At 40.6% G+C, this 26,365-nt stretch carries 22 protein-coding genes; 4 read left to right on the forward strand and 18 right to left on the reverse strand.

What is annotated here, in order from left to right; all coding sequences use genetic code 11:
- Positions 1–13 precede the first annotated feature (13 nt).
- The 18 genes from ACTH6U_RS18710 to rpsB all read right to left on the reverse strand — a co-directional run bounded on the left by ACTH6U_RS18710 (position 14) and on the right by rpsB (position 20,554).
- Positions 14–898, reverse strand: coding sequence for a DMT family transporter (locus tag ACTH6U_RS18710; protein ID WP_441832886.1), 885 nt, complete (start codon positions 896–898; stop codon positions 14–16).
- A 93-nt stretch (positions 899–991) separates the two neighbouring features.
- Positions 992–1,951, reverse strand: coding sequence for an acetyl-CoA carboxylase carboxyl transferase subunit alpha (gene accA, locus ACTH6U_RS18715; RefSeq protein ID WP_336430525.1), 960 nt, complete (start codon positions 1,949–1,951; stop codon positions 992–994).
- A 12-nt stretch (positions 1,952–1,963) separates the two neighbouring features.
- Complete coding sequence (dnaE, locus tag ACTH6U_RS18720; protein ID WP_441832887.1) at positions 1,964–5,446, reverse strand: DNA polymerase III subunit alpha; 3,483 nt, start codon at positions 5,444–5,446, stop codon at positions 1,964–1,966.
- 11 nt (positions 5,447–5,457) lie between these two features.
- Positions 5,458–6,051 (reverse strand): ribonuclease HII, encoded by a 594-nt coding sequence (gene rnhB / locus ACTH6U_RS18725; RefSeq protein WP_294106919.1) that lies wholly within the window; start codon positions 6,049–6,051, stop codon positions 5,458–5,460.
- Positions 6,051–7,202: a lipid-A-disaccharide synthase gene (gene lpxB, locus ACTH6U_RS18730; RefSeq protein ID WP_434719970.1), complete on the reverse strand. Its 1,152-nt coding sequence runs from the start codon at positions 7,200–7,202 to the stop codon at positions 6,051–6,053. Before lpxB ends, rnhB begins: the two co-directional genes overlap by 1 nt.
- A 55-nt stretch (positions 7,203–7,257) precedes the next feature.
- Positions 7,258–8,055 (reverse strand): acyl-ACP--UDP-N-acetylglucosamine O-acyltransferase, encoded by a 798-nt coding sequence (lpxA, locus tag ACTH6U_RS18735; RefSeq protein WP_294106916.1) that lies wholly within the window; start codon positions 8,053–8,055, stop codon positions 7,258–7,260.
- A 1-nt stretch (position 8,056) separates the two neighbouring features.
- Positions 8,057–8,509 carry a 3-hydroxyacyl-ACP dehydratase FabZ gene (gene fabZ / locus ACTH6U_RS18740; RefSeq protein WP_336430522.1) on the reverse strand — a complete coding sequence of 151 codons (453 nt, stop codon included), beginning with the start codon at positions 8,507–8,509 and terminating at the stop codon, positions 8,057–8,059.
- A 130-nt stretch (positions 8,510–8,639) separates the two neighbouring features.
- Positions 8,640–9,677, reverse strand: coding sequence for a UDP-3-O-(3-hydroxymyristoyl)glucosamine N-acyltransferase (gene lpxD / locus ACTH6U_RS18745; protein WP_441832888.1), 1,038 nt, complete (start codon positions 9,675–9,677; stop codon positions 8,640–8,642).
- 3 nt (positions 9,678–9,680) lie between these two features.
- A complete protein-coding gene (gene skp / locus ACTH6U_RS18750) occupies positions 9,681–10,175 on the reverse strand; it encodes a molecular chaperone Skp (protein WP_294106909.1) in 495 nt (164 codons plus the stop codon).
- 90 nt (positions 10,176–10,265) lie between these two features.
- Complete coding sequence (bamA, locus tag ACTH6U_RS18755; RefSeq protein ID WP_441832889.1) at positions 10,266–12,680, reverse strand: outer membrane protein assembly factor BamA; 2,415 nt, start codon at positions 12,678–12,680, stop codon at positions 10,266–10,268.
- Positions 12,681–12,721: 41 nt separating this feature from the next.
- On the reverse strand, positions 12,722–14,074 hold the full coding sequence (gene rseP / locus ACTH6U_RS18760; protein WP_441832890.1) for a sigma E protease regulator RseP: 1,353 nt from the start codon (positions 14,072–14,074) through the stop codon (positions 12,722–12,724).
- Positions 14,075–14,082: 8 nt separating this feature from the next.
- Positions 14,083–14,943 carry a phosphatidate cytidylyltransferase gene (cdsA, locus tag ACTH6U_RS18765; RefSeq protein ID WP_441832891.1) on the reverse strand — a complete coding sequence of 287 codons (861 nt, stop codon included), beginning with the start codon at positions 14,941–14,943 and terminating at the stop codon, positions 14,083–14,085.
- A 12-nt stretch (positions 14,944–14,955) separates the two neighbouring features.
- Positions 14,956–15,708, reverse strand: a complete 753-nt coding sequence (gene uppS, locus ACTH6U_RS18770) for a polyprenyl diphosphate synthase (RefSeq protein WP_294106899.1) — start codon at positions 15,706–15,708, stop codon at positions 14,956–14,958.
- A 187-nt stretch (positions 15,709–15,895) separates the two neighbouring features.
- The gene (ispC, locus tag ACTH6U_RS18775; protein ID WP_441832892.1) at positions 15,896–17,089 is read right to left on the reverse strand and encodes a 1-deoxy-D-xylulose-5-phosphate reductoisomerase; all 1,194 of its coding nucleotides are present in this window, start codon (positions 17,087–17,089) and stop codon (positions 15,896–15,898) included.
- A 149-nt stretch (positions 17,090–17,238) separates the two neighbouring features.
- Complete coding sequence (gene frr / locus ACTH6U_RS18780; protein ID WP_294106895.1) at positions 17,239–17,796, reverse strand: ribosome recycling factor; 558 nt, start codon at positions 17,794–17,796, stop codon at positions 17,239–17,241.
- 108 nt (positions 17,797–17,904) lie between these two features.
- The gene (pyrH, locus tag ACTH6U_RS18785; protein ID WP_294106893.1) at positions 17,905–18,633 is read right to left on the reverse strand and encodes a UMP kinase; all 729 of its coding nucleotides are present in this window, start codon (positions 18,631–18,633) and stop codon (positions 17,905–17,907) included.
- 207 nt (positions 18,634–18,840) lie between these two features.
- Positions 18,841–19,692 (reverse strand): translation elongation factor Ts, encoded by an 852-nt coding sequence (gene tsf / locus ACTH6U_RS18790; protein WP_441832893.1) that lies wholly within the window; start codon positions 19,690–19,692, stop codon positions 18,841–18,843.
- 136 nt (positions 19,693–19,828) lie between these two features.
- Positions 19,829–20,554, reverse strand: coding sequence for a 30S ribosomal protein S2 (gene rpsB / locus ACTH6U_RS18795; protein ID WP_294106889.1), 726 nt, complete (start codon positions 20,552–20,554; stop codon positions 19,829–19,831).
- 587 nt (positions 20,555–21,141) lie between these two features.
- Between rpsB and map the strand changes: the two genes are divergently transcribed.
- The 4 genes from map to ACTH6U_RS18815 all read left to right on the forward strand — a co-directional run bounded on the left by map (position 21,142) and on the right by ACTH6U_RS18815 (position 26,349).
- Complete coding sequence (map, locus tag ACTH6U_RS18800; RefSeq protein ID WP_294106888.1) at positions 21,142–21,939, forward strand: type I methionyl aminopeptidase; 798 nt, start codon at positions 21,142–21,144, stop codon at positions 21,937–21,939.
- 128 nt (positions 21,940–22,067) lie between these two features.
- Entirely contained in the window at positions 22,068–24,707 is a 2,640-nt protein-coding gene (glnD, locus tag ACTH6U_RS18805; RefSeq protein WP_441832894.1) for a bifunctional uridylyltransferase/uridylyl-removing protein GlnD, read from the forward strand.
- Between the two features lie 65 nt (positions 24,708–24,772).
- Positions 24,773–25,600: a 2,3,4,5-tetrahydropyridine-2,6-dicarboxylate N-succinyltransferase gene (dapD, locus tag ACTH6U_RS18810; protein ID WP_434719964.1), complete on the forward strand. Its 828-nt coding sequence runs from the start codon at positions 24,773–24,775 to the stop codon at positions 25,598–25,600.
- Positions 25,601–25,962: 362 nt separating this feature from the next.
- Complete coding sequence (locus ACTH6U_RS18815; RefSeq protein ID WP_294106882.1) at positions 25,963–26,349, forward strand: DUF3461 family protein; 387 nt, start codon at positions 25,963–25,965, stop codon at positions 26,347–26,349.
- Positions 26,350–26,365 lie beyond the last annotated feature (16 nt).

Below are 26,365 nucleotides of genomic sequence, written 5' to 3' on the forward strand. Positions count from 1 at the left end.
TTGTCCTTACCCACTAATTTTTCTGTTTTTTACCAAAACCAACACATAAAATCCCAGAGATGATCACTAATACTATTCCAATAATATATGCCATCTCAAAAGGATCACTTAAAATTAAGACTAACCAAATCACCGATAATACTGGAGATAAGAAAACTATTGATGCAATTTTTGCCGAGTGACCTGTATTCATCGCCTTAAACCATAAAATATAGGATACCCCATTGATCAAAACACCGTTAATTATCGTAGGCCACAGCGATGCCTCTGACGGGAGTTGTATTTCGCTAAATAAAAATAATAAAGCCAGTGAAGTTAACGTAGAAAAAATAAATAACCAGACAGTACTAATATAAGGATCGATAGAATATCGGCGAGAAAATACAGACATCAAGGCAAAACAACATGCGCCACTAAATACCAGTAAAAGAGCCGTTGGATTTTCCACTTGTAGCTGAGTAATTTGTCCTTTAGTAAACGTGATGATAACAGCAATAAAACCAATCACCACGCCTATAATCTGCCGTCCTGCTAATTTGTCTTTTAATAAAAAAACCGATAATAAAATAATCACTAAAGGCCAACTATATTGAATAACAAGCACTGCAATGCCATTTTCAATAGAATAGCCATAGTATAAAAGTAGATAAAATAGACAATCAAGAACACCGAGAACAAATACTTTGATTAAAATATCAACAGGAAGAATGAATAATTTAGTTGGTTTATAGCCAGCAAGCAAAGCAACAAATATGACCGAAATTGCTGAAATGAGATTAGACCAAAATAAAAATTGAAAGCTATCCATACCATCTTGTCCAAAACGCGACACAATAGGGATAAAGCTCCATATTAGTACGCACACTAATGCATAGATCAAATAATTATATTGGCGCATTGCCAGCCCTTCTGCATGTGATTGCGAGCAAATAAAAAACGGGAGCTGGTAAAACCATACTCCCGTTTTTTTAATAGAATTAATTATTAAAAATCAGCAATAACCATAGTCCATCAGACGTTGGTAACGACGATTTTTTAATGCTTCTTTATCAAATTCATCAAGTGCATCAAGATCTTCAACAAGACGTGCTTTGAGTGATTCTGCAATAGCATCATAATTACGATGTGCTCCACCTAATGGCTCAGGCACAACATTATCTATTAATTTCAACTCTTTAAGGCGTGGTGCGGTAATTCCCATCGCTTCTGCCGCTAATGGGGCTTTATCTGCACTTTTCCATAAAATAGAAGCACAACCTTCTGGTGAGATAACAGAATAAGTACTGTATTGCAGCATATTCACTTTATCACCAACACCAATAGCTAAAGCGCCACCAGATCCACCTTCACCAATAACAGTACAGATAACAGGAACAGATAGGCGTGACATTTCACGTAGATTACGTGCAATCGCTTCAGATTGACCACGTTCTTCTGCACCAACACCTGGATATGCGCCTGGTGTGTCGATGAAAGTAATAATAGGGAGATTAAAACGTTCTGCAAGTTCCATCAGGCGCAGTGCCTTACGATAACCTTCTGGTGCAGGCATACCAAAGTTACGACGGATTTTTTCTTTTGTTTCACGCCCTTTTTGATGACCAATAATCATGACCGGACGGCCATCTAAACGAGCCATTCCCCCCACGATAGCTTTATCATCAGCGTATGCACGGTCCCCTGCTAATTCCTGAAAATCAGTAAATATACGTGGAATATAATCCAAAGTATAAGGACGACGTGGATGTCGAGCGAGCTTAGCAATTTGCCATGCTCCCAGATCAGAGAAGATTTTACGTGTTAGCTCAACACTTTTTTCACGTAAACGTGCAACCTCTTCATCCAGGTTGATTTCTAAATTGTTATCTTGACGACTAACTGCAGTTAGGGAATCAATTTTCGCCTCTAATTCAGCAATTGGCTGTTCAAAATCAAGAAAATCCAGACTCATAATATTCCTATTTTAGTCAAATTCTAATTCTACCTGCTCATTACCCAGCAGAGTTCGAAGAGCGTTCAGAAGGGGATCCACGGGTGTCACACGCCAAACAACGCCAAATTTAAGTTTGGCTCTGGCATCATCCTTCTGATAATACAAATGAACTGGGATCGTTCCTGAACGGTGAGGTTCAAGAGTGCTGCGAAGCCGGTTCAACAATTGATCGTTAATTTGTTTATCTGACAGTGATATCGCAAGTCCGCGTGCGTATTTTTCTCTTGCTTCACCAAGATCCATTAATTCACGCACTGTCATTTTATTACCACCGTTAAAATCATCAAAGCTGACCTGACCGGTGACTATCAGGATATTATCTTTTTCCAGCATATGTTGGTATTTATCTAACGCATCAGAAAATAGCATAATATCCAAACGACCGGAACGATCATCAAGTGTACAGATACCAATTCTATTTCCACGTTTAGTTGTAATGACTTTAGCTGAAAGTACTAAACCTACCACAGTTGTCATTTGACCACGAGGGGTAGGGTTCACATCTTTTAATCTAAGGCCATTAGTGTAGCGTTCAATCTCACTTAAGTAGCGTGTTATTGGATGCCCTGTTAAATAAAGCCCTAATGTTTCTCTTTCACCTTCAAGTACAACTTGCTCTGGCCATTTAGGCACGCTTGCATATGAGCTTTCAACTTGTTCCGGTGCATCAGCAAGAACACCGAACATATCTGCTTGCCCAATAGCTTCCGCTTTCGCATGTTGATCAGCAGCTTTTAATGCATCTTCCAAGGAAGACATCAGCGCTGCACGATGCGGTCCTAAATGATCAAATGCACCCGCCATGATCAGTTTTTCCATCATACGGCGGTTAATTTTTTTAATGTCAACACGAGCACAAAGATCGAAAATCTCTTTGAAGATCCCACCTTCTTGGCGAGCCTCAACGATGGCCTCTATCGGCCCTTCTCCAACCCCTTTAATTGCGCCAATGCCGTAAACTATCTCACCTTCATCATTCACATGGAAGTGATATAAACCACTATTAATATCTGGCGGTAATACCTTTAGTCCCATCCGCCAGCATTCATCAACCAAACCAACAACTTTTTCTGTATTATCCATATCCGCAGTCATTACCGCAGCCATGAATTCAGCAGGATAGTGGGCTTTTAGCCACAAGGTTTGATATGAAACCAATGCATAAGCAGCGGAGTGAGATTTATTAAATCCATAACCGGCAAATTTCTCTACCAAGTCAAAGATTTTCATCGAAAGCTCACCATCAACCCCATTTTTGATAGAGCCATCTTCAAAAATAGAACGCTGCTTAGCCATCTCCTCAGGTTTCTTTTTACCCATAGCACGACGCAACATATCTGCGCCGCCGAGTGTGTATCCAGCAAGTACCTGAGCAATTTGCATAACCTGTTCTTGGTATAAAATAATACCATAAGTTGGCTCTAGAACAGGTTTTAATGATTCATGTTGCCATTCGACATCAGGATAAGATATTTCTTCACGACCATGTTTACGGTCAATAAAGTTATCCACCATGCCTGATTGCAGCGGCCCTGGGCGAAAAAGTGCCACAAGGGCTATCATGTCTTCAAAGCTATCAGGCCGCAGGCGCTTAATCAGATCTTTCATACCGCGGGACTCTAACTGGAATACCGCCGTTGTTTCTGAACGCTGTAGCATATCGAAGCTTTTTTGATCCTGTAAAGGAATAGCTGCAATATCAATAGGTTCTAAATTTTTCTTACTACGCCGCGCGTTGATCATTTCCAACGCCCAGTTGATAATTGTGAGTGTACGCAAACCCAAGAAGTCAAATTTTACTAAACCAGCATACTCAACATCATTTTTATCAAATTGAGTAACTGGGTTTTTGCCTTCCGCATCACAATAAAGTGGAGCAAAATCAGTAATTTTTGTTGGTGCGATAACCACACCACCCGCATGTTTACCTGCGTTTCGCGTAACACCTTCCAGTTTACGCGCCATATCTATCAGCGCTCGAACTTCTTCATCTGCTTCATAAACTTCAGGAAGCTGAGGCTCAGCTTCAAATGCTTTTTCCAGTGTCATACCTGGATCAAGAGGGATCAGCTTTGAAATTCGGTCAACGAAACCATAAGGATGCCCAAGAACTCGTCCTACATCACGAATAACTGCTTTTGCGGCCATGGTACCAAATGTAATTATTTGTGATACCGCATCACGTCCATACATTTGAGCGACATGATCAATAACTAGGTCGCGTTTCTCCATACAGAAGTCAACGTCAAAATCGGGCATTGAAACACGTTCTGGGTTGAGAAATCGCTCAAACAGTAGGTCAAATTCTAATGGATCAAGATCCGTAATTTTTAAAGCATAAGCGACGAGCGAACCCGCGCCAGAACCACGCCCTGGCCCTACAGGAACGCCATTATCTTTCGACCACTGGATAAATTCCATAACAATAAGAAAGTAACCAGGGAAACCCATTTGATTAATGACATTTAATTCAATTTCTAGACGTTCATCATATTCTTTACGTCTTTCAGCTCTAACTTTTTCATCAGGAAAAAGAAATTCAAGGCGTTCTTCTAAGCCTTTTTGTGAGCACATGACTAAAAAGTCTTCAGTCTTCATTTCCCCCGTAGGGAATTGTGGCAAAAAGTACTCACCAAGACGAATAGTTACATTACAGCGCTTAGCAATCTCTACACTATTTTCTAGTGCTTCAGGGATGTCAGCAAATAGCTCACACATCTCTTCTTCAGTACGTAAGTATTGCTGAGGACTATAATTTTTAGGTCTTTTAGGATCAACTAACGTAAAACCATCATGAATTGCAACACGAATTTCATGTGCATCAAAGTCGCTACTTTCAAGAAAACACACTTCATTCGTCGCAACAACTGGCAAACCTTTTTTGGCGGCTAGCTCAACAGCGGCATGTAAATAGCTTTCTTCGTCTGATCGGCCTGTTCTTATTAATTCTAAATAGTAGCTATTAGGAAAATGTGCTTCATAAAATTCGAGGCATTCATCAACTAGAGCTTGATTACCTCGTAGTAAGCACTGGCCTACATCACCTTTACGTCCGCCTGAAAGTAGAATTAAACCTTCTTTATGTTTCGTTAACCAATCACGCTGTATTGTTGGGCCAATAGCACCATAACCTTTTTGATAAGCTTCAGAAATAAGAAGTGTAAGATTTTGATAACCTTCATTATTCCTAGCAAGCACTGTTAAGTGAGAAATATCATCACCTAATAGCTCACTTTCAACATAAAAATCTGCACCAATAATAGGTTTAACACCTGCACTATGGGCTGCACCATAAAATCGAACTAAACCACAAAGGTTAGTAAAGTCAGTAATTGCAAATGCAGGCATCCCCATTGCAGCTACTTTTTTGACTAATGGGCTGATTTTAGCCAACCCATCTATCATAGAGTAGTCACTATGAACACGTAAGTGAATAAAACGAGGAGAAACCATCAACCTGATACCTACCCTTTCATTGCCAAAACAAGTCGCACAGGGGCGAAGCTTTTACGATGAAACTCAGTTGCCCCATGCAACGTCAGTTTTTCTAAATGATAAGCTGTCGGATAGCCTTTATGCTTTGCGAATCCATACTCAGGAAAAACTTTGTCAAGTTCAACCATCTCTCTATCTCTTATCACTTTAGCTAAAATAGATGCAGCACTAATTTCTTGTACTAAGCTGTCACCCTTCACTACCGCTTGCGAAGGCATCGGCAATTTAGGACAGCGATTACCATCGATTAAAACAAAATCAGGTGTGATTGATAATCCTGCAACTGCTCGTTGCATGGCTAACATAGTCGCATGCAATATATTGATATTATCAATTTCTTCTGGCTCTGCACGAGCAATGCTCCAACAAAGGGCTTTTTCTTGGATTTCAACAAATAACTTTTCACGTTTTTTTTCTGTGAGCTTTTTTGAATCTGCTAACCCAAGAATAGGATTATTAGGATCAAGGATAACAGCAGCAGTGACTACCGCACCAACTAAAGGCCCACGGCCAACTTCATCTACGCCAGCAATTAAGTTGGCTTTAGGGTATATAAAATCCATTATTTCCTAACCAAATCTAATACTGCATCCGCAGCTTGTTTATCTGCATCACAACGGATCAGTTCATGCAGTTGTAAAAAAGTTTGTTTTAATTTTTCCACCGGCTCTCCCCCTTCTAATAATGGGGTAAGCTGCTGAGCTAATTGTTCAGGTTGGCATTCATCCTGTAATAGCTCTTTCACAATTTCAGTACCCGCTAATAAGTTAGGTAGCGAAACATAAGGCGTTTTAACTAATCGTTTTGCTAACCAAAAAGTAAAGGGTTTCATACGGTAACCCACAACCATTGGACATTTAGTTAACATACATTCGAGTGCTGCCGTACCAGACGCTAATAACGTTGCATCCGCAGACATCATCGCATCACGCGCTTGACCGTCTAAAATATGAACATTGAGTTCAGGGGCAACTTCCTGCCAAACAGCGTTAAATTGTTCACGCCGCTTTTCATTCACCAAAGGCACCACAATGTGTAAATCAGTGAAGTGCTGATGCAAAATCTTAGCTGTTTTTAAAAAATCAGCACTTAGCATTTCAACTTCAGAATGGCGGCTTCCCGGTAACAAGGCTAAACATTTCGTAGATTCAGGAATATTAAGACGCGCCCTTGCCGCTTGTTTATCAGGATGAAGCGGTATTGCATCCGCCATCGTATGTCCAATAAAACGACATGGAACATTAAAACGGTCATAGAACGCTTTTTCAAAGGGAAGAAAGGCAAGTACTAAGTTAGTTGCACGGCCAATTTTAAACACGCGCTTCTGACGCCACGCCCATACAGATGGGCTAACGTAATGAATGGTTTTGATACCTTTAGACTTTAATCTTCCTTCAAGCGTAATATTAAAATCAGGGGCATCAATACCAACAAAAATATCGGGCTGTAATTGAGTGAATCGCTTGGTTAAATCTTTACGAATAGTCAGGAGACGAGGTAAACGACCAAGTACCTCAACAATTCCCATCACAGCAAGCTCTTCCATCTCATACCAAGCTTCACAGCCTTCTGCTTGCATAAGAGGTCCTGCGACACCGACAAAACGCGCATTCGGTACCTGTTCTTTCAGTGCACGGATAAGCCCTGCACCTAAAATATCACCAGATGTTTCTCCGGCAACAAGGCCAATAGTAAGTGGGCGGTTGTTATTCACCGAAATTCGCTCCTTAATAAAGGCCTAATATCATTCCTATCTATAAAAATAGATATTAACGAATAATACCACGTTTAGACTGTGCTGATTCCTCTAAGAAATCACTGAACACTTGTACATGCGAATTATTTTTCGCCATTTCAGCAATTTCTTCGCGCGCTTCTTCTAAAGATTTACCTGAGCGATATAACGTTTTATAAGCGTTACGAATAGCATGTAGGGATTCTTTATCAAAACCGCGACGTTTTAATCCTTCGAGGTTCAAGCCAAATGGTGTTGCGTGGTTACCTTGCGCAATCACATAAGGAGGAACATCTTGTGCAACACCAGAACAGCCGCCAACCATGACGTGAGCGCCGATTTGACAAAATTGATGAACTGCGGTCATACCACCAATAATTGCAAAGTCTCCCAAAGTGACATGTCCACCGAGAGTACCATTATTTGCAATAATACAACGATTACCAATTAAGCAGTCATGCGCGATATGCACATTAACCATCAATAAGTTATCATCGCCCACTTTAGTTAAGCCGCCACCCTGTGTCGTTCCACGGTGAATAGTGACGCTTTCTCTAATACGGTTTCTATCACCAATCTCAACACGAGTTGGCTCGCCTTGATATTTTAGATCTTGGTTTATTTCGCCAATAGAGGCAAACTGAAATACCACGTTGTCACGACCAATTTTAGTATGTCCGTTAATAACAATGTGAGATTTCAGTTCAGTGCCTTCGCCAATTTCAACGTCAGCTCCAATATAGCAAAAAGGGCCGATGTGAACATTGGCGCCAATAATAGCGCCATCTTCGACAACAGATGAAGGGTGGATATAAGCAGTTTTATCAATCATATCAGACCTCGCGACGACGGGCGCACATCATTTCTGCTTCGCAGGCTATTTCTCCATCAACTTTTGCAACACCTTTAAAACGCGCAACACCACGACGCTCTTTAATGAACTCGACTTCCAGGATCATTTGATCTCCTGGTAAAACAGGGCGTTTAAAACGCGCATTATCTATTGCTGCAAAATAATACAATTCACCCGGTTCTAATTTGCCCGAGCTTTTGAATGCTAAGATACCGGTAGCTTGCGCCATCGCTTCTAAAATTAACACACCCGGAAAAATCGGTTTGCTAGGGAAATGCCCTTGGAAAAACGGCTCGTTGAAAGAGACATTCTTTACTGCACGTAAAGATTTGCCTGCGTCAAAATCCAATACACGGTCAACCAAAAGAAACGGGTAACGGTGTGGAAGTAGTTCTAAGATTTCTTCTATATTCAGAGTATGATTATCACTCATCGAAATACTCTTCCTGTCTATTAATAAGATTTAATTAATGAATCGGCCTGCTTCAACCTCGAAACAAGGTCAACTGGCAGGCCGGAAAAACGTAACTCAGATAACTATTTTAGCCTGAATTACAAAATGTTTACTGTTTTTTTTGATTTTGGCTATCTAACTCACGCTCAATCGTTTTCAATCGCTTATTCATCTCATTGATATTTAAGACTAAAGCGGCTGTTTTACGCCAAGCTTTATTAGGCTGTAAAGGGATGCCTGAAGAGTATACTCCGGGTTCAGTAATTGGTCTCATGACCATACCCATTCCAGTTACCGTTACTTTATCACAAATTTCCATGTGACCATTGATAACGCTTGCTCCGCCAATCATACAGTAGCGACCGATTTTTAAGCTACCGGCCATAATAACACCACCAGCAACAGCTGTATTATCGCCAATTGTCACATTATGTGCAATTTGACACTGGTTATCTATGATAACACCATTACCAATAACTGTATTATCTAATGCACCACGGTCAATCGTTGTACTCGCACCGATTTCGACACGTGAGCCAATGATCACTGTACCTAACTGCGGTATTTTGATCCAATTACCACGATCATTTGCATAACCAAAGCCATCAGAACCAATAACTGTACCAGATTGGATCAAGCATTGAGTGCCAATCTCTACGTTGTGATATATGGTGACGTTTGCCCAAAGGCGAGTTTCAGCACCAATCTGCGTATTTTTACCAATAAAACAACCCGCGCCAATCACTACGTTATCGCCCAGAATTACACCCGTTTCAATAACAGCATTAGCGCCAATCGATACATTTTCGCCTAATTGAACATCATCAGCAATAACTGCGGATACATGGATATTTTCAGCCGGACTCGGCGTTGTATCCATAATTTGAGCCATACGAGCATATGCAAGATAAGGGTTATCAACCACAAGAGCTGCAACCTTACAAACATCAAGATCTTTTGCTGTGAGTACAACCGCTGCGGCCTGACACTCAGTGAGTTTGTCGCTATAACGGCTATCAGATAGAAAAGTAATCTGCTGATTATTTGCTGAATGCATCGGAGCAATACCGGTGATGACAATATCGCCATCACCGTGTAACTGCGCATTCAACTGCTGAGCAAGGTCAGCCAATCGAATTGAGGACATCTATTATTTAACCTGTTTTTGAACCTGACTTGTGATGTCAATGCTATCTTTTGCATATGCAACTGCATTTGCGTCAATAACAACATCATAGCCTTCTTTAGCGGCAACAGATTTAATGGAATCCTGAATACGAGTCAAAATTTTATTACGCTCTTCACCTTGACGACGACGGTTGTCTTCTTCAAATTTTTGAGCTTTTTCAGCAAATTGGTCACGTTTAGTCATGAGTTCAGCTTCAAGCTTCTCGCGTTCGCTTTGCTTCATAGTAGCACCGTCACGACGTAGTTTTTCTACGCGTGTTTGCAAATCTTTTTCTAAACTTTGCAATTCAGTACCACGACTTTTGAACTCACTTTCAAGCTGTTTAGCAACGGCTTCACGAGCAGGCATATTTTGGAAAATTTCGCCTACATTTACGATAGCAATTTTTTCAGCATAAGCACCTGCAGACATTGCTAAAGCAATACTCACACCCGCTGCACACAACAATTTTTTCACACTAAACTCCTTAACCCATATTTATGGCTGGAAATTTTGGTTGCCCTCACTTAATTGTGAGGGCTTTCTTAGGAAGACACTAGATAGATATTACCAAGTTCTACCAATATTAAATTGGAACTGCTCTGATTTGTCGCCTTCGTAATCCTTGATAGGTTGCGCATAGGAGAAAACCAGTGGTCCAAGTGGAGACATCCATTGTAAAGCAACACCCGCTGAAGCGCGGAGATTTGTCGCTTTACCGTAGTCTGGCATTCCTGCACGCCACTCAGAGTTAATACTATTCCAGTTAGTATCCCACACAGTACCCGCATCGACAAAGAGCGATGTACGAACTGCGTTCGCATATTTCTCGTCAATAAATGGTGTTGGTGTGATCAACTCAAATGACGCGGTGTACATAGCATTACCACCGACAGCATCACTTGATGGACTTCCTGGTTCTGGTGCAACATTACCACCCGTGTTTTTCAGATAAACCGCTTTCGGTCCGATATTATTCGAACGGAAACCACGAATAGTACTTGAACCACCCGCATAGAAGTTTTCATAGAATGGCATTTGCTTACTGCCGATACCATCACCATAACCCGCTTGCGCACGACCTAAAACAACCCAAGTTTCATCTTCATTGATTGGATAATAATGAGCCGTATCAAAACGCAGTTTATAGTATTCGTTATCAGAACCTGGAACTGTGACTTTCGCTGATACGTTGGTTTTGTTACCCGACGTTGGGAAGAAACCACGGTTCAGTGAGTTATAGGTCCAACCCGCATTCACAGTAAAGTCATTGGCATCAAAGCTTTCTTTATTACGACCAGTTTCATTGATTGGTGGTTTATCCCCCATAGAATAGAGGTAATCCCACATCGCAGCTTGTGGACGCATATCAGACAAGTCATTATGAACATAACCCGCACCTAAACGGAATGAGTTATTTTCATTGAATGGGAAGCTTAAGAAGCTATCTAAACCATAAGTTTTGTTGGTATAACCAGATAGATCGGCATCTTTTGCACTAAAGTCGTTATAGAAAATACGACCACCTAAACTTACACCATTTACGGTAAAGTAAGGATCAGTGAAAGAGAATTCAACGTTAGTTGAGTAATCATTTTTACTCGCGTTGATACCAACAGCGTTACCCGTACCCATCCAGTTATCTTGCGATACGCCGACTTGGAAACTTACGCCGCTTTCAGTACCAAAACCAACACCGAAGTTCATTGAACCGGTATTTCGTTCTTTAACTTTATAGACAACATCAACTTGGTCAGGGCTACCTGGAACACGTTGTGTTTCTACATCAACTGTTTCGAAGAAACCAGTACGATTAAGACGCTCTTTACCTAGCTCAACTAGATCGTTGCCTAGCCAAGCACCTTCCATTTGACGCATTTCACGACGTAAAACGGTATCTTTGCTGGTGTCATTACCTTGGAATCGAATTTCACGAACATAGAATCGATTTCCAGCATCAACATTTAAATGCAGTTTGACCGTTTTATCTTCATCATTAATTTCAGGCTGAGTCATTACACGTGGATAAGCATAACCATAGCGACCAAATAACTCTTTTATTTTGTTTTCCATTTGCGTCACTTGCGCACCGTTATAAAGTTCACCCGGTGTAATTGTGATTAGCTCTTGGATATCCGCTAAATGCTCTGCCGTATTACCATTAATTTCAACGCCAGAAATTTTGTACTGGTCGCCTTCAGTAATGTTAATTGTAATGTAAATATCTTTTTTGTCAGGTGTCAGGCTAACTTGAGTAGAATCAATATTGAAGCGAGCATAACCGCGATCAAGATAAAAACTGCGCAGTGTTTCTAAGTCACCAGCAAGTTTTTGTTTCTGATATTTTTGGTCTGCAGCAAAGTTCCACCATGGAACATCATCACGTAACTGAATTTTATTAACCAGTTCTGCCGTCGTGTAATTTTTGTTACCCACGATATTAATCTGCTGAATTTTTGCAGATACACCTTCGGAGAAAACAAATTTTAAATCAACACGGTTGCGCGGTAATGGTGTCACAACAGCTTTTACAGTCGCGTTGTATTTACCAACGCTATAGTAAAAGTCTTCTAGACCCTTTTCAATATTCGCAATAGTCGTACGGTCAAGAGCTTCACCGACACGAATATTAGATGCTTCCAAGTTCTGCTTCAGCATGTCATCTTTTACCGATTTATTACCTGTAAAAGTGATACTTGCGATGGTTGGCCGCTCTTTAACTTGAACGATCAGCGTGTTTCCATCACGCAGGACTCTAACATCTTCGAAGTTACCTGTTGAGAATAGGGAACGGATAGAACGACTGATATCTTCAGTATCAATCGAATCACCCACCCTAACAGGCATGTTCAATAATGCTGCACCAACGGCGACGCGTTGTAGACCTTCGAAACGAATGTCTTTAACTACGAATCCGTCTGAACCGTATGCAGTGGCGCTGCCGAGAAGCAGCGACGCTATGAGCAACTTTTTCATCGCCATCGTTGTTAGCGTATTCCTTACTGGTCCCCAGCTAATAAAAATTAGAAGCGAGAGAAATCATTAAAAAGTGCAAGTCCCATTAACAGAATCAATGCCATTGCACCTATCCGGAAACTAAAGTCTTGTACTCGCTCAGACACTGGACTTCCTTTAATTTTTTCAATTAACAAGAAGAGCAAATGTCCCCCATCTAAAACAGGCAATGGAAACAGATTGATGATACCTAAATTTACGCTAATAAGCGCAATAAACATCAAATAATATACCAAGCCTGACTCGGCTGATACCCCCGCACCTTTCGCGATAGATATCGGACCGCTCAAGTTATTGAGTTTGACATCCCCAACAACCAGTTTACCCATCATATTGACAGTTAGTTTCATCAACTGCCATGTTTTATCACTTGCTTGATAAAACGCAGCGAATGGTCCGTATTGCTGTACCATTCTATATTCTTCTGCTAACGGTAACACTGAAAGTTCAACACCCGCAAATCCAATTTTCTCTCCACCTTGTCCATTTTGGCTATCAGGTGTAAGCACAAGCGAAATAAGTTGCTGGTTTCTTTCTACATCTAATTTTAAAAGTGTCCCGGGATTACTACGAATAATTCGCGTCACTGGGTCCCAAAGACCTAGTTTTTCCCCGTTTACACTGACAATTCTATCACCAGGCATTAAACCTGCACGATCACCTGCTAAACCCGGTGTTACTTTTTGTATAACAGGATCAATTCTCGCAGAGACAGGCATGATACCAATCGAAAGTATCGGGTCTTGCTTTTCGGGATCAAATTGCCACGCAGTTAAATCAACTGTTTCCGTAATTGGCTCATTATATCCTTGAGGCAAAACTTGTGCAGTAAATTCACGATCGCCAATTTTGCCCACTAGCGCTAAACGAACTGAATTCCAATCAGGCGTTTCGATACCATCAATCGATTTTAGTTCCATTTTAGGCGTAAAATTTGCTGCCGCTGCAATTGAGCCCAGTTTTACATCTTCAATAATCGGGCGAACTGATGGAACCCCAATCATAAAGACTATCCAGTAGACAACAATAGCAAGCAAAAAGTTCGCAATCGGACCTGCACTAATAATTGCAGCTCGTTGCCCCACCGTTTTATTGTTGAATGCCAAATGACGACGTTCAGGTGCTACATCCCCTGCCCGTTCGTCTAACATTTTCACATAACCACCGAGTGGTATTAACGCTAAAACAAACTCGGTACCATGGCGGTCAACCTTGCGCCATAGTGTTTTGCCAAACCCGATAGAAAATCGTTCAACATAAACACCACAACGCCTGGCAATCCAAAAATGCCCAAATTCATGTACAGTTATCAATACCCCAATGGCAATGATAAATGCAGCTAAACTCCAAATAAATCCCATTTATAATCCTAAAGACCAAAACCGTTAAAAACTAACAAATTTAGCCCTGCAAAAACTGGAATTGCGGCTGTTAGACTATCAATTCGGTCAAGAATTCCACCATGACCCGGAATTAAATGGCTACTATCTTTAATTCCTGACTGGCGCTTAAACATACTTTCAGTTAAGTCACCAAACACAGAAACAATAACCACAATAATTGATGTCACCAGTAAATAGTCAGGCATCACTGGGATCGGTGCAAATGCACTAAACAGCCACGAGATAACACCAGCAGTAATCAATCCACCAATTAAGCCTTCCCATGTTTTTCCAGGCGAAACTTTAGGGGCTAATTTATTACGTCCCATCGTACGGCCGAAAGCATAAGCGCCAGAGTCCGCGCCCCAAACTAACAACATGACATATAATAGCCACCAAGCCCCAAAGAAGGTATCGCTATGATAACCAATCGTTCTGAGCACCATCATGCCGCAATAAAAAGGAACAATGGTTAATACACCAAATAACAGGCGTACGATGACCGATTTACCCCATGACGCGGAAGCTGGATAAGTAATGACTAATAAAATAGCAACAACCCACCATACGAGCCCTGCCCATAACCCATAATTAATTACCGGTTCACTAGCCAGTTCAACGATGTTAGGTAAAGAAAATTGAATCGCAAGCAGTATAGCGGCAAACACGACAGCTAGCCCAATACGCTTTGCTTGTGAATGCCAGCCCGCAAATTGCGCCCATTCCCAAGCACCTAATGCACAAACCGCAATCACCACATAACCAAAATTCACAGGGGAAAGCAAAAATAATGCCGCAATAACTATAGGTATTAGTATTATTGCTGTTAGTAAACGATATTTCAGCACATCTTTCTCCCTTTATTTAACCAACTCGTCATCTGATTCAGCCCCACCATAACGACGTTCGCGCTTACTAAAAGCATCAACTGCATCTTGAAACACCATTTCATCAAAATCTGGCCATAAAACGTTGGTGAAATAAAATTCCGCATATGCGACCTGCCATAATAAAAAATTACTAATCCGATGTTCACCACCGGTTCTAATCACTAAATCTACATTTTCTTGATCATTCATGCAGACATAATCATTAATGGTTTCTTCATTAACATCGTCAATAGCGATATCACCATTACTGACTTTCTCAAATATTTGTCTAACACTATTGGCAATATCCCAACGCCCACCATAGTTCGCTGCAATATTTAATCTTAATCCCGTATTGTTCTGTGTCAGCGCCTCTGCTTTATCAATTCTTTTTCTAAGGCGTTCACTAAAGCGATTAATATCACCAATAACTTTTAATTTAACATTGTTTTTGTGCAAGTTTTTAACTTCATTATCCAACGCAAAAACAAATAGCTCCATTAACGAACTGACTTCTTTTTCTGGTCTTCTCCAGTTCTCACTGCTAAACGCATAAAGAGTTAATGAGCTAATTTTATTTTTTACTGCAAAACGAACAGAGTTACGCACAGATTCAACACCTGCTTTATGACCTGTAATTCTGAGTTTGCCTCTCTGCTTTGCCCATCGCCCATTACCATCCATAATGATAGCGACATGCTTAGGAATCATCGATTCAGCGAGATTTTCACCACTAGAGTTCATTAAATGTTAATCCTTGTGTGTATAACTTTGAGAATCCAACTCAATAATAACCTTTATTATTAAATATGCTGATAAGACACATCCTTAAATTCTCAGATAACTACTGATATTGTCTTTGTTTTTTGAACCCATCACATATTAAAGATATATCATGGGTATCAGCAACTAAATAAATCACATACTAAGATTAAAATTCTTGCGAAATTGACTTTCCAGCTTCACGACGAGCCCATGCATCGATTTCTAAGACCTCCTCAATCGAGACTGGTTCAGAAAAAACATGTTTTTCCATGGTCTTGTGGTTAATTTTTGCGATATCCGTAAAGCGGATCTTACCTTCAAGGAAAGCTTCTACCGTTATTTCATTTGCGCCATTAAGAACCGTTGTCGCAGCTTGCCCTTCATGACATGCGTCAATAGCAAGTTTTAAGCAAGGATAGCGTTGGAAATCAGGTTGAACAAAGGTTAGTGACGATAAAGTTGCAAAATCAAGTGGCTTAGCACCTGACATTATACGCTGTGGATATGCCATACTATACGATATCGGCGTGCGCATATCAGGTGTACCTAGCTGTGCAATAACACTGCCATCTCTATAACGCACCATTGAGTGAATCACGGATTGAGGATGAACAATCACTTCCATTTGATCTTGCGTGGCATTGAAGAAATAACAAGCCTCAATATATTCTAATCCTTTATTCATCATTGTTGCTGAATCAACGGAAATTTTACGTCCCATCGACCAATTTGGATGATTACAAGCCTCATCAGGTGTGACATTAGCAAAATGTGAAAGTGGAGTATCTCTAAATGGGCCACCAGAACCCGTTAAAATAATACTCGAAATACCTGATGCCGATAAATCAGCAAAACCTAAATTAAGTTGAATCACTTCAGGTAAGCTTTGAAAGATCGCATTATGCTCGCTATCAATAGGGAAGACTGTTGCATTATGCTCACGAATAGCATTAAAGAATAAACGACCACTGGTAATAAGAGATTCTTTATTCGCTAATAATATTCTTTTTCCTTTACGGATCGCCGCAAGCGTTGGCAATAACCCAGCAACACCAGTAATAGCTGACATGACTTGGTCAGCGCCATCGAGCCCAGCAAGTTCAATTGTGGCTTCTTTACCCGATAAAACTTCGGTTTTACAATTATTTTCAGATAGAATCCTACGCAATGATTGAGCTGATGACTCATCGGCCATCGACGCATATTTAGGATTAAATTCAATACATTGGCTTGCCATTTCAGCAACATTTTTCCCTGCCACGAGAGCAAGAACTTGAAATTTATCAGGATTTTGTCGAACAACAGAAAGAGTGCTGGTACCAATTGAGCCGGTCGAACCGAGGATTGTCAGACGTTTCATAGTAGTCGGGTACTCTGTATTAATTCAATACTGAGATTATATCAGCTTAAAGATAAGAATGGATTCTTTAATAGGTATGAAAAATAATAAAGCCATCCAAAATATACAGATTAACTGTATACCTAGATGGCTTCATTACTAATGATGGATTAGAAATCCATCAATTCCGTTTCTTTTTGCGCTAATGCTTCATCAACTTTCTTGATATAACCATCAGTCAATTTTTGGATATCATCTTGTGAACGACGTTCGTCATCTTCACTGATTTCTTTATCTTTGAGTAAAGCTTTAACTTTATCGTTAGCATCACGGCGAATGTTGCGAACGGCAATACGACCTTGTTCAGCTTCACCACGAACAACTTTGATTAGATCTTTACGACGTTCTTCTGTTAATGCAGGCAGAGGTACACGAATAACAGTACCAGCAGAAGATGGATTCAGACCTAAATCTGAAGACATAATCGCTTTTTCAATTGCCGGAGACATTGAACGGTCAAAGACTGAAATTGCTAATGTACGTGAATCTTCTACAGTCACGTTAGCCAGTTGGCGTAATGGTGTTGAAGAACCATAATAGTCAACCATAATACCATCAAGCAGGCTAGGAGATGCACGACCTGTACGGATTTTACTAATTTGGCTTTTTAGTGCTTCAACGCTCTTTTCCATACGGTCTTGAGCATCTTTTTGGATTTCGTTAATCACGTTTTCAACCCTTAAGAACTAGTTATTAAAGGCCGCAATGCAGCCTCGCTTAAATTGTCTGAATTTACATTAGATAATACATTTAAACTCAGGTCATGTCTCTGAGTATTAACGGTGAGAAATCAGAGTCCCTTCATTTTCGCCCATCACAACGCGACGTAACGCACCTGGCTTATTCATATTGAAAACACGAATTGGTAAGTTATGGTCACGTGCTAAAGTAAATGCCGCTAAGTCCATTACTTTCAATTCACGTTCCAGAACTTCTTGATAATCTAAATTTTCATAAAGAACAGCATCAGGATCTTTTGCAGGATCTGCAGAATAAACACCATCAACTTTTGTTGCTTTCAATACAACATCAGCTTCGATTTCAATACCACGCAAACAAGCTGCTGAGTCTGTTGTAAAGAATGGATTACCTGTTCCCGCTGAAAAAATAACCACACGGCCATGACGCAGTAGGCTAATAGCTTCAGCCCAGCTATAGTTATCACAAACACCGTTAAGTGGAATTGCAGACATCAGCCTTACATTCACATAAGCACGATGCAAAGCATCTCGCATAGCAAGCCCATTCATGACGGTTGCTAGCATACCCATATGGTCACCAACAACGCGATTCATACCCGCTTCTGCCAAGCCGGCTCCGCGAAACAGGTTACCACCACCAATAACTACACCGACCTGTATTCCCAGTTCTATGAGTTCTTTGATTTCCTGAGCCATACGATCTAAAACGCTAGCATCGATACCAAAACCTTCTGCACCTTGTAAGGCTTCGCCACTTAATTTGAGCAGAATACGCTGATAAACGGGTTTCGCATTAGTTGCCATGGTGTTCTGTCCTACACAGATAATTTATTGGGGTAACGCACATAGAATTATAGACTCTATATGCCTTGATTTTGACTTAGACTGAATATAGCAGTCATATACTCAGAATAATTCAAAGTACATGTTGCTGAATGTAATCAACAACCAGATAACTTGAAGTATGACGAGTATTAAAGAAAGGCCGCCAATTGGCGGCCCTTATATTGCTTACTTGCTCATTGCAGCAACTTCTGCTGCAAAGTCAGTTTCAACTTTTTCAATGCCTTCGCCAACTTCAAAACGAATGAAGCCAGTAACAGTAGCATTTTTCTCTTTCAGCAGGTCACCAACAGATTTGCTTGGCTCCATAACGAAAGGCTGGCCAGTCAGAGAGATTTCGCCAGTAAATTTGTTCATGCGACCGATAACCATTTTTTCAGCGATTTCGCGTGGTTTACCAGATTGCATAGCGATGTCTAACTGAATTTGTTGCTCATGAGCAACAACATCAGCTGGAACGTTGTCTGGAGTCAGATATTCTGGTTTGCTTGCTGCAATGTGCATAGCGATGTGTTTCAGTAATTCTTCATCTGCGCCTTCAGCCGCAACGAGAACACCGATACGAGCGCCGTGCAGGTAATTACCTACATTTGCGCCTTCCAAAATAGCGACACGGCGAATATTGATATTTTCACCGATTTTAGCAACTAAGTTAGCACGAGCTTCTTCAAATTGTGCTTTCAGTGCATCGATATCAGCACTTTTATCAGCAACAACAGATGCCATTACTTCTTTACCGAATGCTAAGAAACCTGCATCTTTAGCAACGAAGTCAGTTTCACAGTTCAGTTCAACTAATGCACCAGTTTTGCCATCAGCAAATACTTCTGCAAGGATAACGCCTTCAGCAGCTACACGGCCTGCTTTCTTAGCGGCTTTAGCCTGACCTGATTTACGCATGTTGTCGATTGCTAATTCAATATCACCATTAGCTTCAACTAGTGCTTTTTTACATTCCATCATACCTGCGCCAGTACGCTCGCGCAGTTCTTTTACCAATGCCGCGGTAATTCCAGACATGTGATTTCTTCCTCGATATACCTTACGGGAGCATTCCCCACAAGGATAGTTCTGATTCACAGAAACAAAAGGGGCCTAATTAGGCCCCTTCTAACCAATATATAGCAATACCTGGTTAATAAGGGCTTTTACCTTATTATTCAGCTTCTACTAAGCTTTCTTCTGCTTGAACAGCCAGATCTTGTGAACGACCTTCATGAACGGTGTTTGCTACAGCGCCCAGATACAGCTTAATTGCACGGATCGCATCATCGTTACCAGGGATAATGAAATCAATACCGTCTGGATCAGAGTTTGTATCAACGATAGCAAATACTGGGATGCCCAGATTGTTTGCTTCTTTGATAGCAATGTGTTCGTGGTCTGCATCGATAACGAACAGAGCGTCAGGTAAGCCGCCCATGTTTTTGATACCGCCTAAGCTGTTTTCTAACTTACCAAGTTCACGAGTACGCATTAGCGCTTCTTTCTTGGTCAGTTTGTCGAAAGTGCCATCTTGAGATTGAATTTCTAAATCTTTCAGACGTTTGATTGACTGACGAACTGTTTTCCAGTTAGTCAACATTCCGCCTAACCAACGATGGTTAACGAAATACTGGTCGCAGCTGTTAGCAGCTTCTTGAACGGCTTCGCTTGCAGCACGTTTAGTACCAACAAACAAAATTTTGCCTTTACGAGAAGAGATTTTAGTCAACTCAGCCAAAGCTTCGTTAAACATTGGAACAGTCTTTTCCAGGTTGATGATATGTACTTTGTTACGCGCACCAAAGATGAAAGGTTTCATTTTTGGGTTCCAGTAACGAGTCTGGTGACCAAAGTGAACGCCCGCTTGTAGCATATCGCGCATGGAAACAGTTGCCATTTAATACCTCTGTATTTAAGTAATTGGGGTTATGCCTCCACGAATCCCATACTACCGACTCCAAAGCTGCGTAGAAACGCATAGGAGCACCCCGGTGCATGTGTCGATTCGTGTGTGTTATTTACACAATTGAGTTTAGTTTACGCATACCCATTTTAATCATTTACAATTCACACTTATGTCAAAATCAACACAAACCAAAAAGTAAGAAGAAAAATATGGATTGCCGGCGCGCTTTATACCATAAAACGGAAGAATAAGCTAACTTTTGTTGTTTTTTAAATTGTAAAAATAACGCATACATTGACGTATTTTCCAGTAAATCCTTTCATCTGCAAGAGGTTCACCAGATTTTTATTTTTGCAATTTGTGCGATTAAAGGCTCAAATTGAACAAGGCTCTGAAGCTGATTCACGTATCCTTACTCCATATTCTATGTGGCATCTAGTTCTGTGCTAGTTGGCAGAAAATGCGGTGGCTGTTACCATTAGTATCATTAATGGTGAATAAGCGGTACTAACCGCTCATTTTCAAATCTTTTTATCAAATTGTCATAATCTTGTTATTGACATAAGTGGACCGAACTCATGGCTATTATTATCAAAACTGAAGAAGATATTCAGAAAATGCGAGTTGCTGGGCGACTAGCGGCTGAAGTGTTAGAAATGATTGCTCCGCATGTTGTGCCTGGAGTGAGTACGGGTGAGCTAGACCGCCTCTGTCATCAGCATATTGTTGAAACGCAACAAGCTATTCCCGCGTGTCTGAACTACCACGGATTTCCAAAATCTGTTTGTATTTCCATCAATGATGTTATCTGCCACGGTATTCCGAGCGATGATAAAATTCTAAAAGAGGGTGACGTTGTTAATATCGATGTTACCGTTATTAAAGATGGTTTTCATGGCGATACCTCAAAAATGTTTATTGTTGGAAAACCAACGATTCAAGGCGAACGTCTTTGTAAAATTACCCAAGATAGCCTGTATTTAGCATTGCGCATGGTGAAACCTGGTATTCGTCTACGTACTTTGGGTAAAGCTATTCAAGAGTTTGTCGAAAAACATGATCTTTCCGTGGTACGTGAATACTGCGGCCATGGTATTGGCGTCGGCTTCCATGAAGAACCACAGGTCTTGCATTACGATGCAGATGATGGAGGCGTTGTGCTACAAAAAGGGATGGCATTTACGATTGAGCCTATGGTGAATACTGGTGATTACCGTATCCGCACAATGAAAGATGGTTGGACCGTCAAAACTAAAGATAGAGGCTGGTCAGCGCAATACGAACACACATTAGTTGTGACTGATAATGGTTGTGAAATCCTCACATTGCGCAAAGAAGAAGAGCCATTCATTTCAGCAGTTCTCGTTAATGTGTAATTAACCCTTAATCAGTAAATTATTTTCTCTCGGATACCCCTTCTTCGGGGTATCTTTCACTGTTCATCTTTATTCAAACACCGTAAGCTGATAAAAGTTTCTGTAGCGCTTATCAACACGGAAAGAAAATGATGACAGCATCTTCTAAAACATATCTATCGCCTCATTTATTTCAACCCTCTGACCTTGAGCTATCAACGTTAAGACTGCATGTTGAAGACTTTAATAATTGGTTAGAAGTAGCCTTTAATCATGGTCAATCCGTGGTGGATTTAGTTCATGTCCGTAGTGATTACCTTGATGCGCTATTAACAAGATTATGGCAAGAATATCAATTTGATAAACGTCCAAATATGTCCTTAATCGCAGTAGGCGGCTATGGCCGGCATGAACTGCATCCGTTATCGGACATTGATATTTTAGTGCTAAGTAAAGAGCCTCTTGCCGAAGAAATTGCTACCAAAATTGGGCAATTTATTACGTTGCTTTGGGATTTGCGCTTCGATATTGGTCATAGTGTTCGTTCATTGGCAGAATGCATTAAAGCTGGAAATGATGACTTAACCGTGGCAACCAACCTAATTGAGTCTAGATTAATTTGTGGTGATATCGCCTTATTTTTACAACTACAAAAAACTATTTTCAGTGATGACTTTTGGCCATCAACCACTTTTTTTGCCGCCAAAATTGAAGAACAGCACGAACGCCATCAACGCTACCACAGCACCAGCTACAACTTAGAACCAGATATTAAAAGTAGCCCTGGAGGCTTGCGCGATGTGCATACTTTACTGTGGATAGGCCGCCGCCACTTTGGTGCCACTACAGTTGATGAAATGGTGAGTTTTGGTTTTCTAACTGAAGAAGAACATCACGAACTTAAAGAATGTTTAACCTTTCTATGGAAGATCCGCTTTGCCTTACACTTAGTGGTTAAACGTTACGATAATCGACTGTTGTTTGATCGGCAATTTAGTGTTGCTCGCTTACTGGGTTATGAAGGTGATAAAAATCAACCTGTTGAACGGATGATGAAAGATTTTTATCGTGTAACTCGTCGAGTCAGAGAGCTCAATCAAATGCTATTACAGCTATTTGATGAAGCTATTTTAACGTTGAATCCGAATGAAAAACCACGCCCCATTGATACACAATTCCAACTTCGCGGATCATTAATTGATGTGATTGATGAAGCGTTATTTATCAAAGAGCCCGCCACCATCTTAAAAATGTTTTACCAAATGGCTCGATATCCAAACATTACTGGTATTTATTCGACTACATTACGTCAATTACGATTTGCTAGACGGAATCTCGCCACTCCTCTATGTGAAAACCCTGAAGCACGAAAGTTATTTTTGAAAATATTACGACACCCTCGCGCAATTAAAGGGGCCTTTGTTCCCATGCATTTGCACAGTGTTTTAAGCGCCTATACACCACTGTGGAGCAATATTGTCGGCCAAATGCAGTTTGACCTATTCCATGCTTATACTGTTGATGAGCATACTATTCGTGTCCTTCAGAAAATTGACAGTTTTACGTTAGAAGAAAATCGCCGCGATCACCCACTTTGTGTCAGTGTTTATCCAAAGTTACTGCAACCCGAAATTTTACGCCTAGCAGCGATGTTCCATGATATTGCAAAAGGCCGCTCTGGCGATCATTCAGATCTTGGCGCTGAATTTGTCTATAGTTTTGCACTACAACATGATTTTTCAATAAAAGAAGCGGAGCTCGCTGCTTGGCTAGTGAAAAGCCACCTTTTGATGTCTGTCACTGCACAGCGAAGAGATATTCAAGACCCTGATATAATCAAACAATTTGCACTAGAAGTTAAATCGGTGTCACGTCTAAATTATTTAATGTGCCTAACTGTTGCCGATATTTGCGCCACCAACAGCACATTATGGAATAGTTGGAAACAAAGTCTTATTCGAGAACTTTTTCTATTGACTGAACATCAATTAAATCAAGGAATGCAAAGCACGCCAGACTTACGTGAACGTATTCGTCATCATCGTTATCAGGCTTTATCATTACTACGCCAATCATCTATTGATGAAGAGAAACTAAATGCATTATGGTCTCGTTGCCATGCAGATTATTTCTTACGACACACACCGTCACAACTCGCTTGGCACGCCAGTAATTTATTGAAACACGATTTAACGCATCCATTAGTTTTGATTAGTACTCAATCAAAACATGGTGGCACCGAAATATTTATCTGGTGCCCTGATAAACCACACTTATTTGCCGCTGTCGCCAGCGAACTTGATAGACGTAATTTAAGCATTCATAGCGCTCAAATTTTCACCAACAAAGACAATATGGCAATGGATACGTTTGTCGTACTCGAGCCAAATGGCGCCGCCTTATCGAAAGATAGATATGAGCAGATCCGTAAAACGCTACTGCTCGCCATTCAACAACCTGAAATTTTGCCACCTAAGCCGCGGATGATCCCTGCAAAATTACGTCATTTTACCGTACCGACAAAAGTTAATTTTCTACACTCTACGAATGAACGTCGTAGCTATATGGAATTATTCGCACTTGATCAACCAGGTTTACTTGCCAAAATTGGGCATATTTTTGCACAAATGGAAATTTCATTGTACGGCGCGCGGATCACCACAATTGGCGAAAAAGTTGAAGATTTTTTTGTCCTTGCAGATAAAAATCACAAAGCGCTCAGTAAAAATATGCAACAAGAGTTATCAGAAAGGTTGACAGATGCCCTTAAATCGAAGGATAAAATATAACATCCATCACATTTATCTGTGGTGGATATAACATTTTTTTCGTTATCCAAGGAGAAATAAACTCAATGCAGCATTTACAAGCGATCATTGAACAGGCGTTTGAAGACAGAGCGACTATCACACCGAATACCGTCTCTGCGCCAGTAAGACAAGCCGTAATGGACACTATAGCATTACTCGATAGCGGCAAACTCCGCGTTGCAGAGAAAATTGCAGGCGTTTGGGTTACCCATCAATGGCTAAAAAAAGCCGTTTTACTCTCATTTCGTATTCATGACAACCAAGTCATTGAGGGTGCAGAAAGTCGCTATTTCGACAAAGTCCCTATGAAATTTGCAGATTATGATAAAGCGCGTTTCGAAAAAGAGGGATTCCGAGTTGTTCCTCCCGCAGCGGTTCGCCAAGGTGCCTATATTGCTAAAAACTGTGTATTGATGCCTTCTTATGTGAATATTGGTGCTTATGTAGACGAAGGGAGTATGGTCGATACATGGGCAACCGTCGGATCATGTGCACAAATTGGTAAAAATGTTCACTTATCTGGTGGCGTCGGTATTGGCGGTGTTCTTGAGCCTTTACAAGCCAATCCAACCATTATTGAAGACAATTGCTTTATCGGTGCTCGTTCTGAAGTTGTAGAAGGAGTTATCGTTGAAGAAGGGTCTGTCATTTCAATGGGCGTATATCTCGGTCAAAGCACTAAAATTTATGACCGTGAAACGGGTGAAATTTTTTATGGTCGCGTACCCGCAGGCTCTGTTGTCGTTTCTGGCAACCTTCCCTCTAAAGATGGTCGTTATAGTCTCTACTGCGCTGTTATCGTTAAAAAAGTGGATGAAAAAACCCGTGGTAAAGTTGGTATCAATGAGCTATTACGAAGCATTGATGAATAACTTTCCATTAGGTGACAGAGTAGCTTCCTAACACTCTCCCCTTCCAATTAGATGATAGACCTCTTTTTCTTGTAAGGAGAGGTTTGTCAATTTCAATAAATCGCGCATAATATGACCGTGGCTTTAGCTGGTTGCCATTAATAAAACTGTATTATTTTATTTTTCGCCATAATAATGATGTGATGTGCGCAGATATTTTCATCTATTCTATTTAATATTATATAGTTAATAGAAATACTGTTTATCATTTAAACAGACCCACCACATCCTTTAGAAGCGAGAAATAGACCGATATTGTTATAACCGGCCCATACTCTCATATTTATTCATCGACTCTGTCTCCTACGGCTAAGTGAGTTTACATGTACGATAATTTGAAAAGTTTAGGTATCAGCAACCCTCAAGACATCGACCGCTATACCCTGCGCCAAGAAGCAAATAACGATATTTTGAAAATTTATTTTCGCAAAGACAAAGGCGAGTTTTTTGCTAAAAGCGTGAAATTTAAATATCCACGCCAGCGCAAAACAATTGCTGCGACAGATGGCAGTAATAATTTTAAAGAAATCAACGAAATCAATACTAATCTTCGTTATGCTATTGAAGAGCTCGATCAAATCTGTCAGACCGATAAATCTGAACTCGATTTAAAACATAAAATTCTTGATGACTTACGCCATTTAGAACATGTTGTCTCTAATAAAATTGCCGAAATTGAAGCAGATCTTGAAAAATTAACACGTAAATAATTCAAAAATCGCTTTA

Origin of the sequence: Providencia sp. (assembly GCF_052096715.1) — a bacterium.
Taxonomy (GTDB): domain Bacteria; phylum Pseudomonadota; class Gammaproteobacteria; order Enterobacterales; family Enterobacteriaceae; genus Providencia.

Coding starts and splice junctions, on each gene's coding strand:
- ACTH6U_RS18710 (WP_441832886.1), bottom strand. CDS start 898: ATGCGCCAATATAATTATTTGATCTATGCATTAGTGTGCGTACTAATA.
- accA (WP_336430525.1), bottom strand. CDS start 1,951: ATGAGTCTGGATTTTCTTGATTTTGAACAGCCAATTGCTGAATTAGAG.
- dnaE (WP_441832887.1), bottom strand. CDS start 5,446: ATGGTTTCTCCTCGTTTTATTCACTTACGTGTTCATAGTGACTACTCT.
- rnhB (WP_294106919.1), bottom strand. CDS start 6,051: ATGGATTTTATATACCCTAAAGCCAACTTAATTGCTGGCGTAGATGAA.
- lpxA (WP_294106916.1), bottom strand. CDS start 8,055: ATGATTGATAAAACTGCTTATATCCACCCTTCATCTGTTGTCGAAGAT.
- fabZ (WP_336430522.1), bottom strand. CDS start 8,509: ATGAGTGATAATCATACTCTGAATATAGAAGAAATCTTAGAACTACTT.
- lpxD (WP_441832888.1), bottom strand. CDS start 9,677: ATGTCCTCAATTCGATTGGCTGACCTTGCTCAGCAGTTGAATGCGCAG.
- bamA (WP_441832889.1), bottom strand. CDS start 12,680: ATGGCGATGAAAAAGTTGCTCATAGCGTCGCTGCTTCTCGGCAGCGCC.
- rseP (WP_441832890.1), bottom strand. CDS start 14,074: ATGGGATTTATTTGGAGTTTAGCTGCATTTATCATTGCCATTGGGGTA.
- uppS (WP_294106899.1), bottom strand. CDS start 15,708: ATGAACTCTAGTGGTGAAAATCTCGCTGAATCGATGATTCCTAAGCAT.
- ispC (WP_441832892.1), bottom strand. CDS start 17,089: ATGAAACGTCTGACAATCCTCGGTTCGACCGGCTCAATTGGTACCAGC.
- pyrH (WP_294106893.1), bottom strand. CDS start 18,633: ATGGCAACTAATGCGAAACCCGTTTATCAGCGTATTCTGCTCAAATTA.
- tsf (WP_441832893.1), bottom strand. CDS start 19,692: ATGTCTGGAATTACCGCGGCATTGGTAAAAGAACTGCGCGAGCGTACT.
- rpsB (WP_294106889.1), bottom strand. CDS start 20,554: ATGGCAACTGTTTCCATGCGCGATATGCTACAAGCGGGCGTTCACTTT.
- map (WP_294106888.1), top strand. CDS start 21,142: ATGGCTATTATTATCAAAACTGAAGAAGATATTCAGAAAATGCGAGTT.
- glnD (WP_441832894.1), top strand. CDS start 22,068: ATGATGACAGCATCTTCTAAAACATATCTATCGCCTCATTTATTTCAA.
- dapD (WP_434719964.1), top strand. CDS start 24,773: ATGCAGCATTTACAAGCGATCATTGAACAGGCGTTTGAAGACAGAGCG.
- ACTH6U_RS18815 (WP_294106882.1), top strand. CDS start 25,963: ATGTACGATAATTTGAAAAGTTTAGGTATCAGCAACCCTCAAGACATC.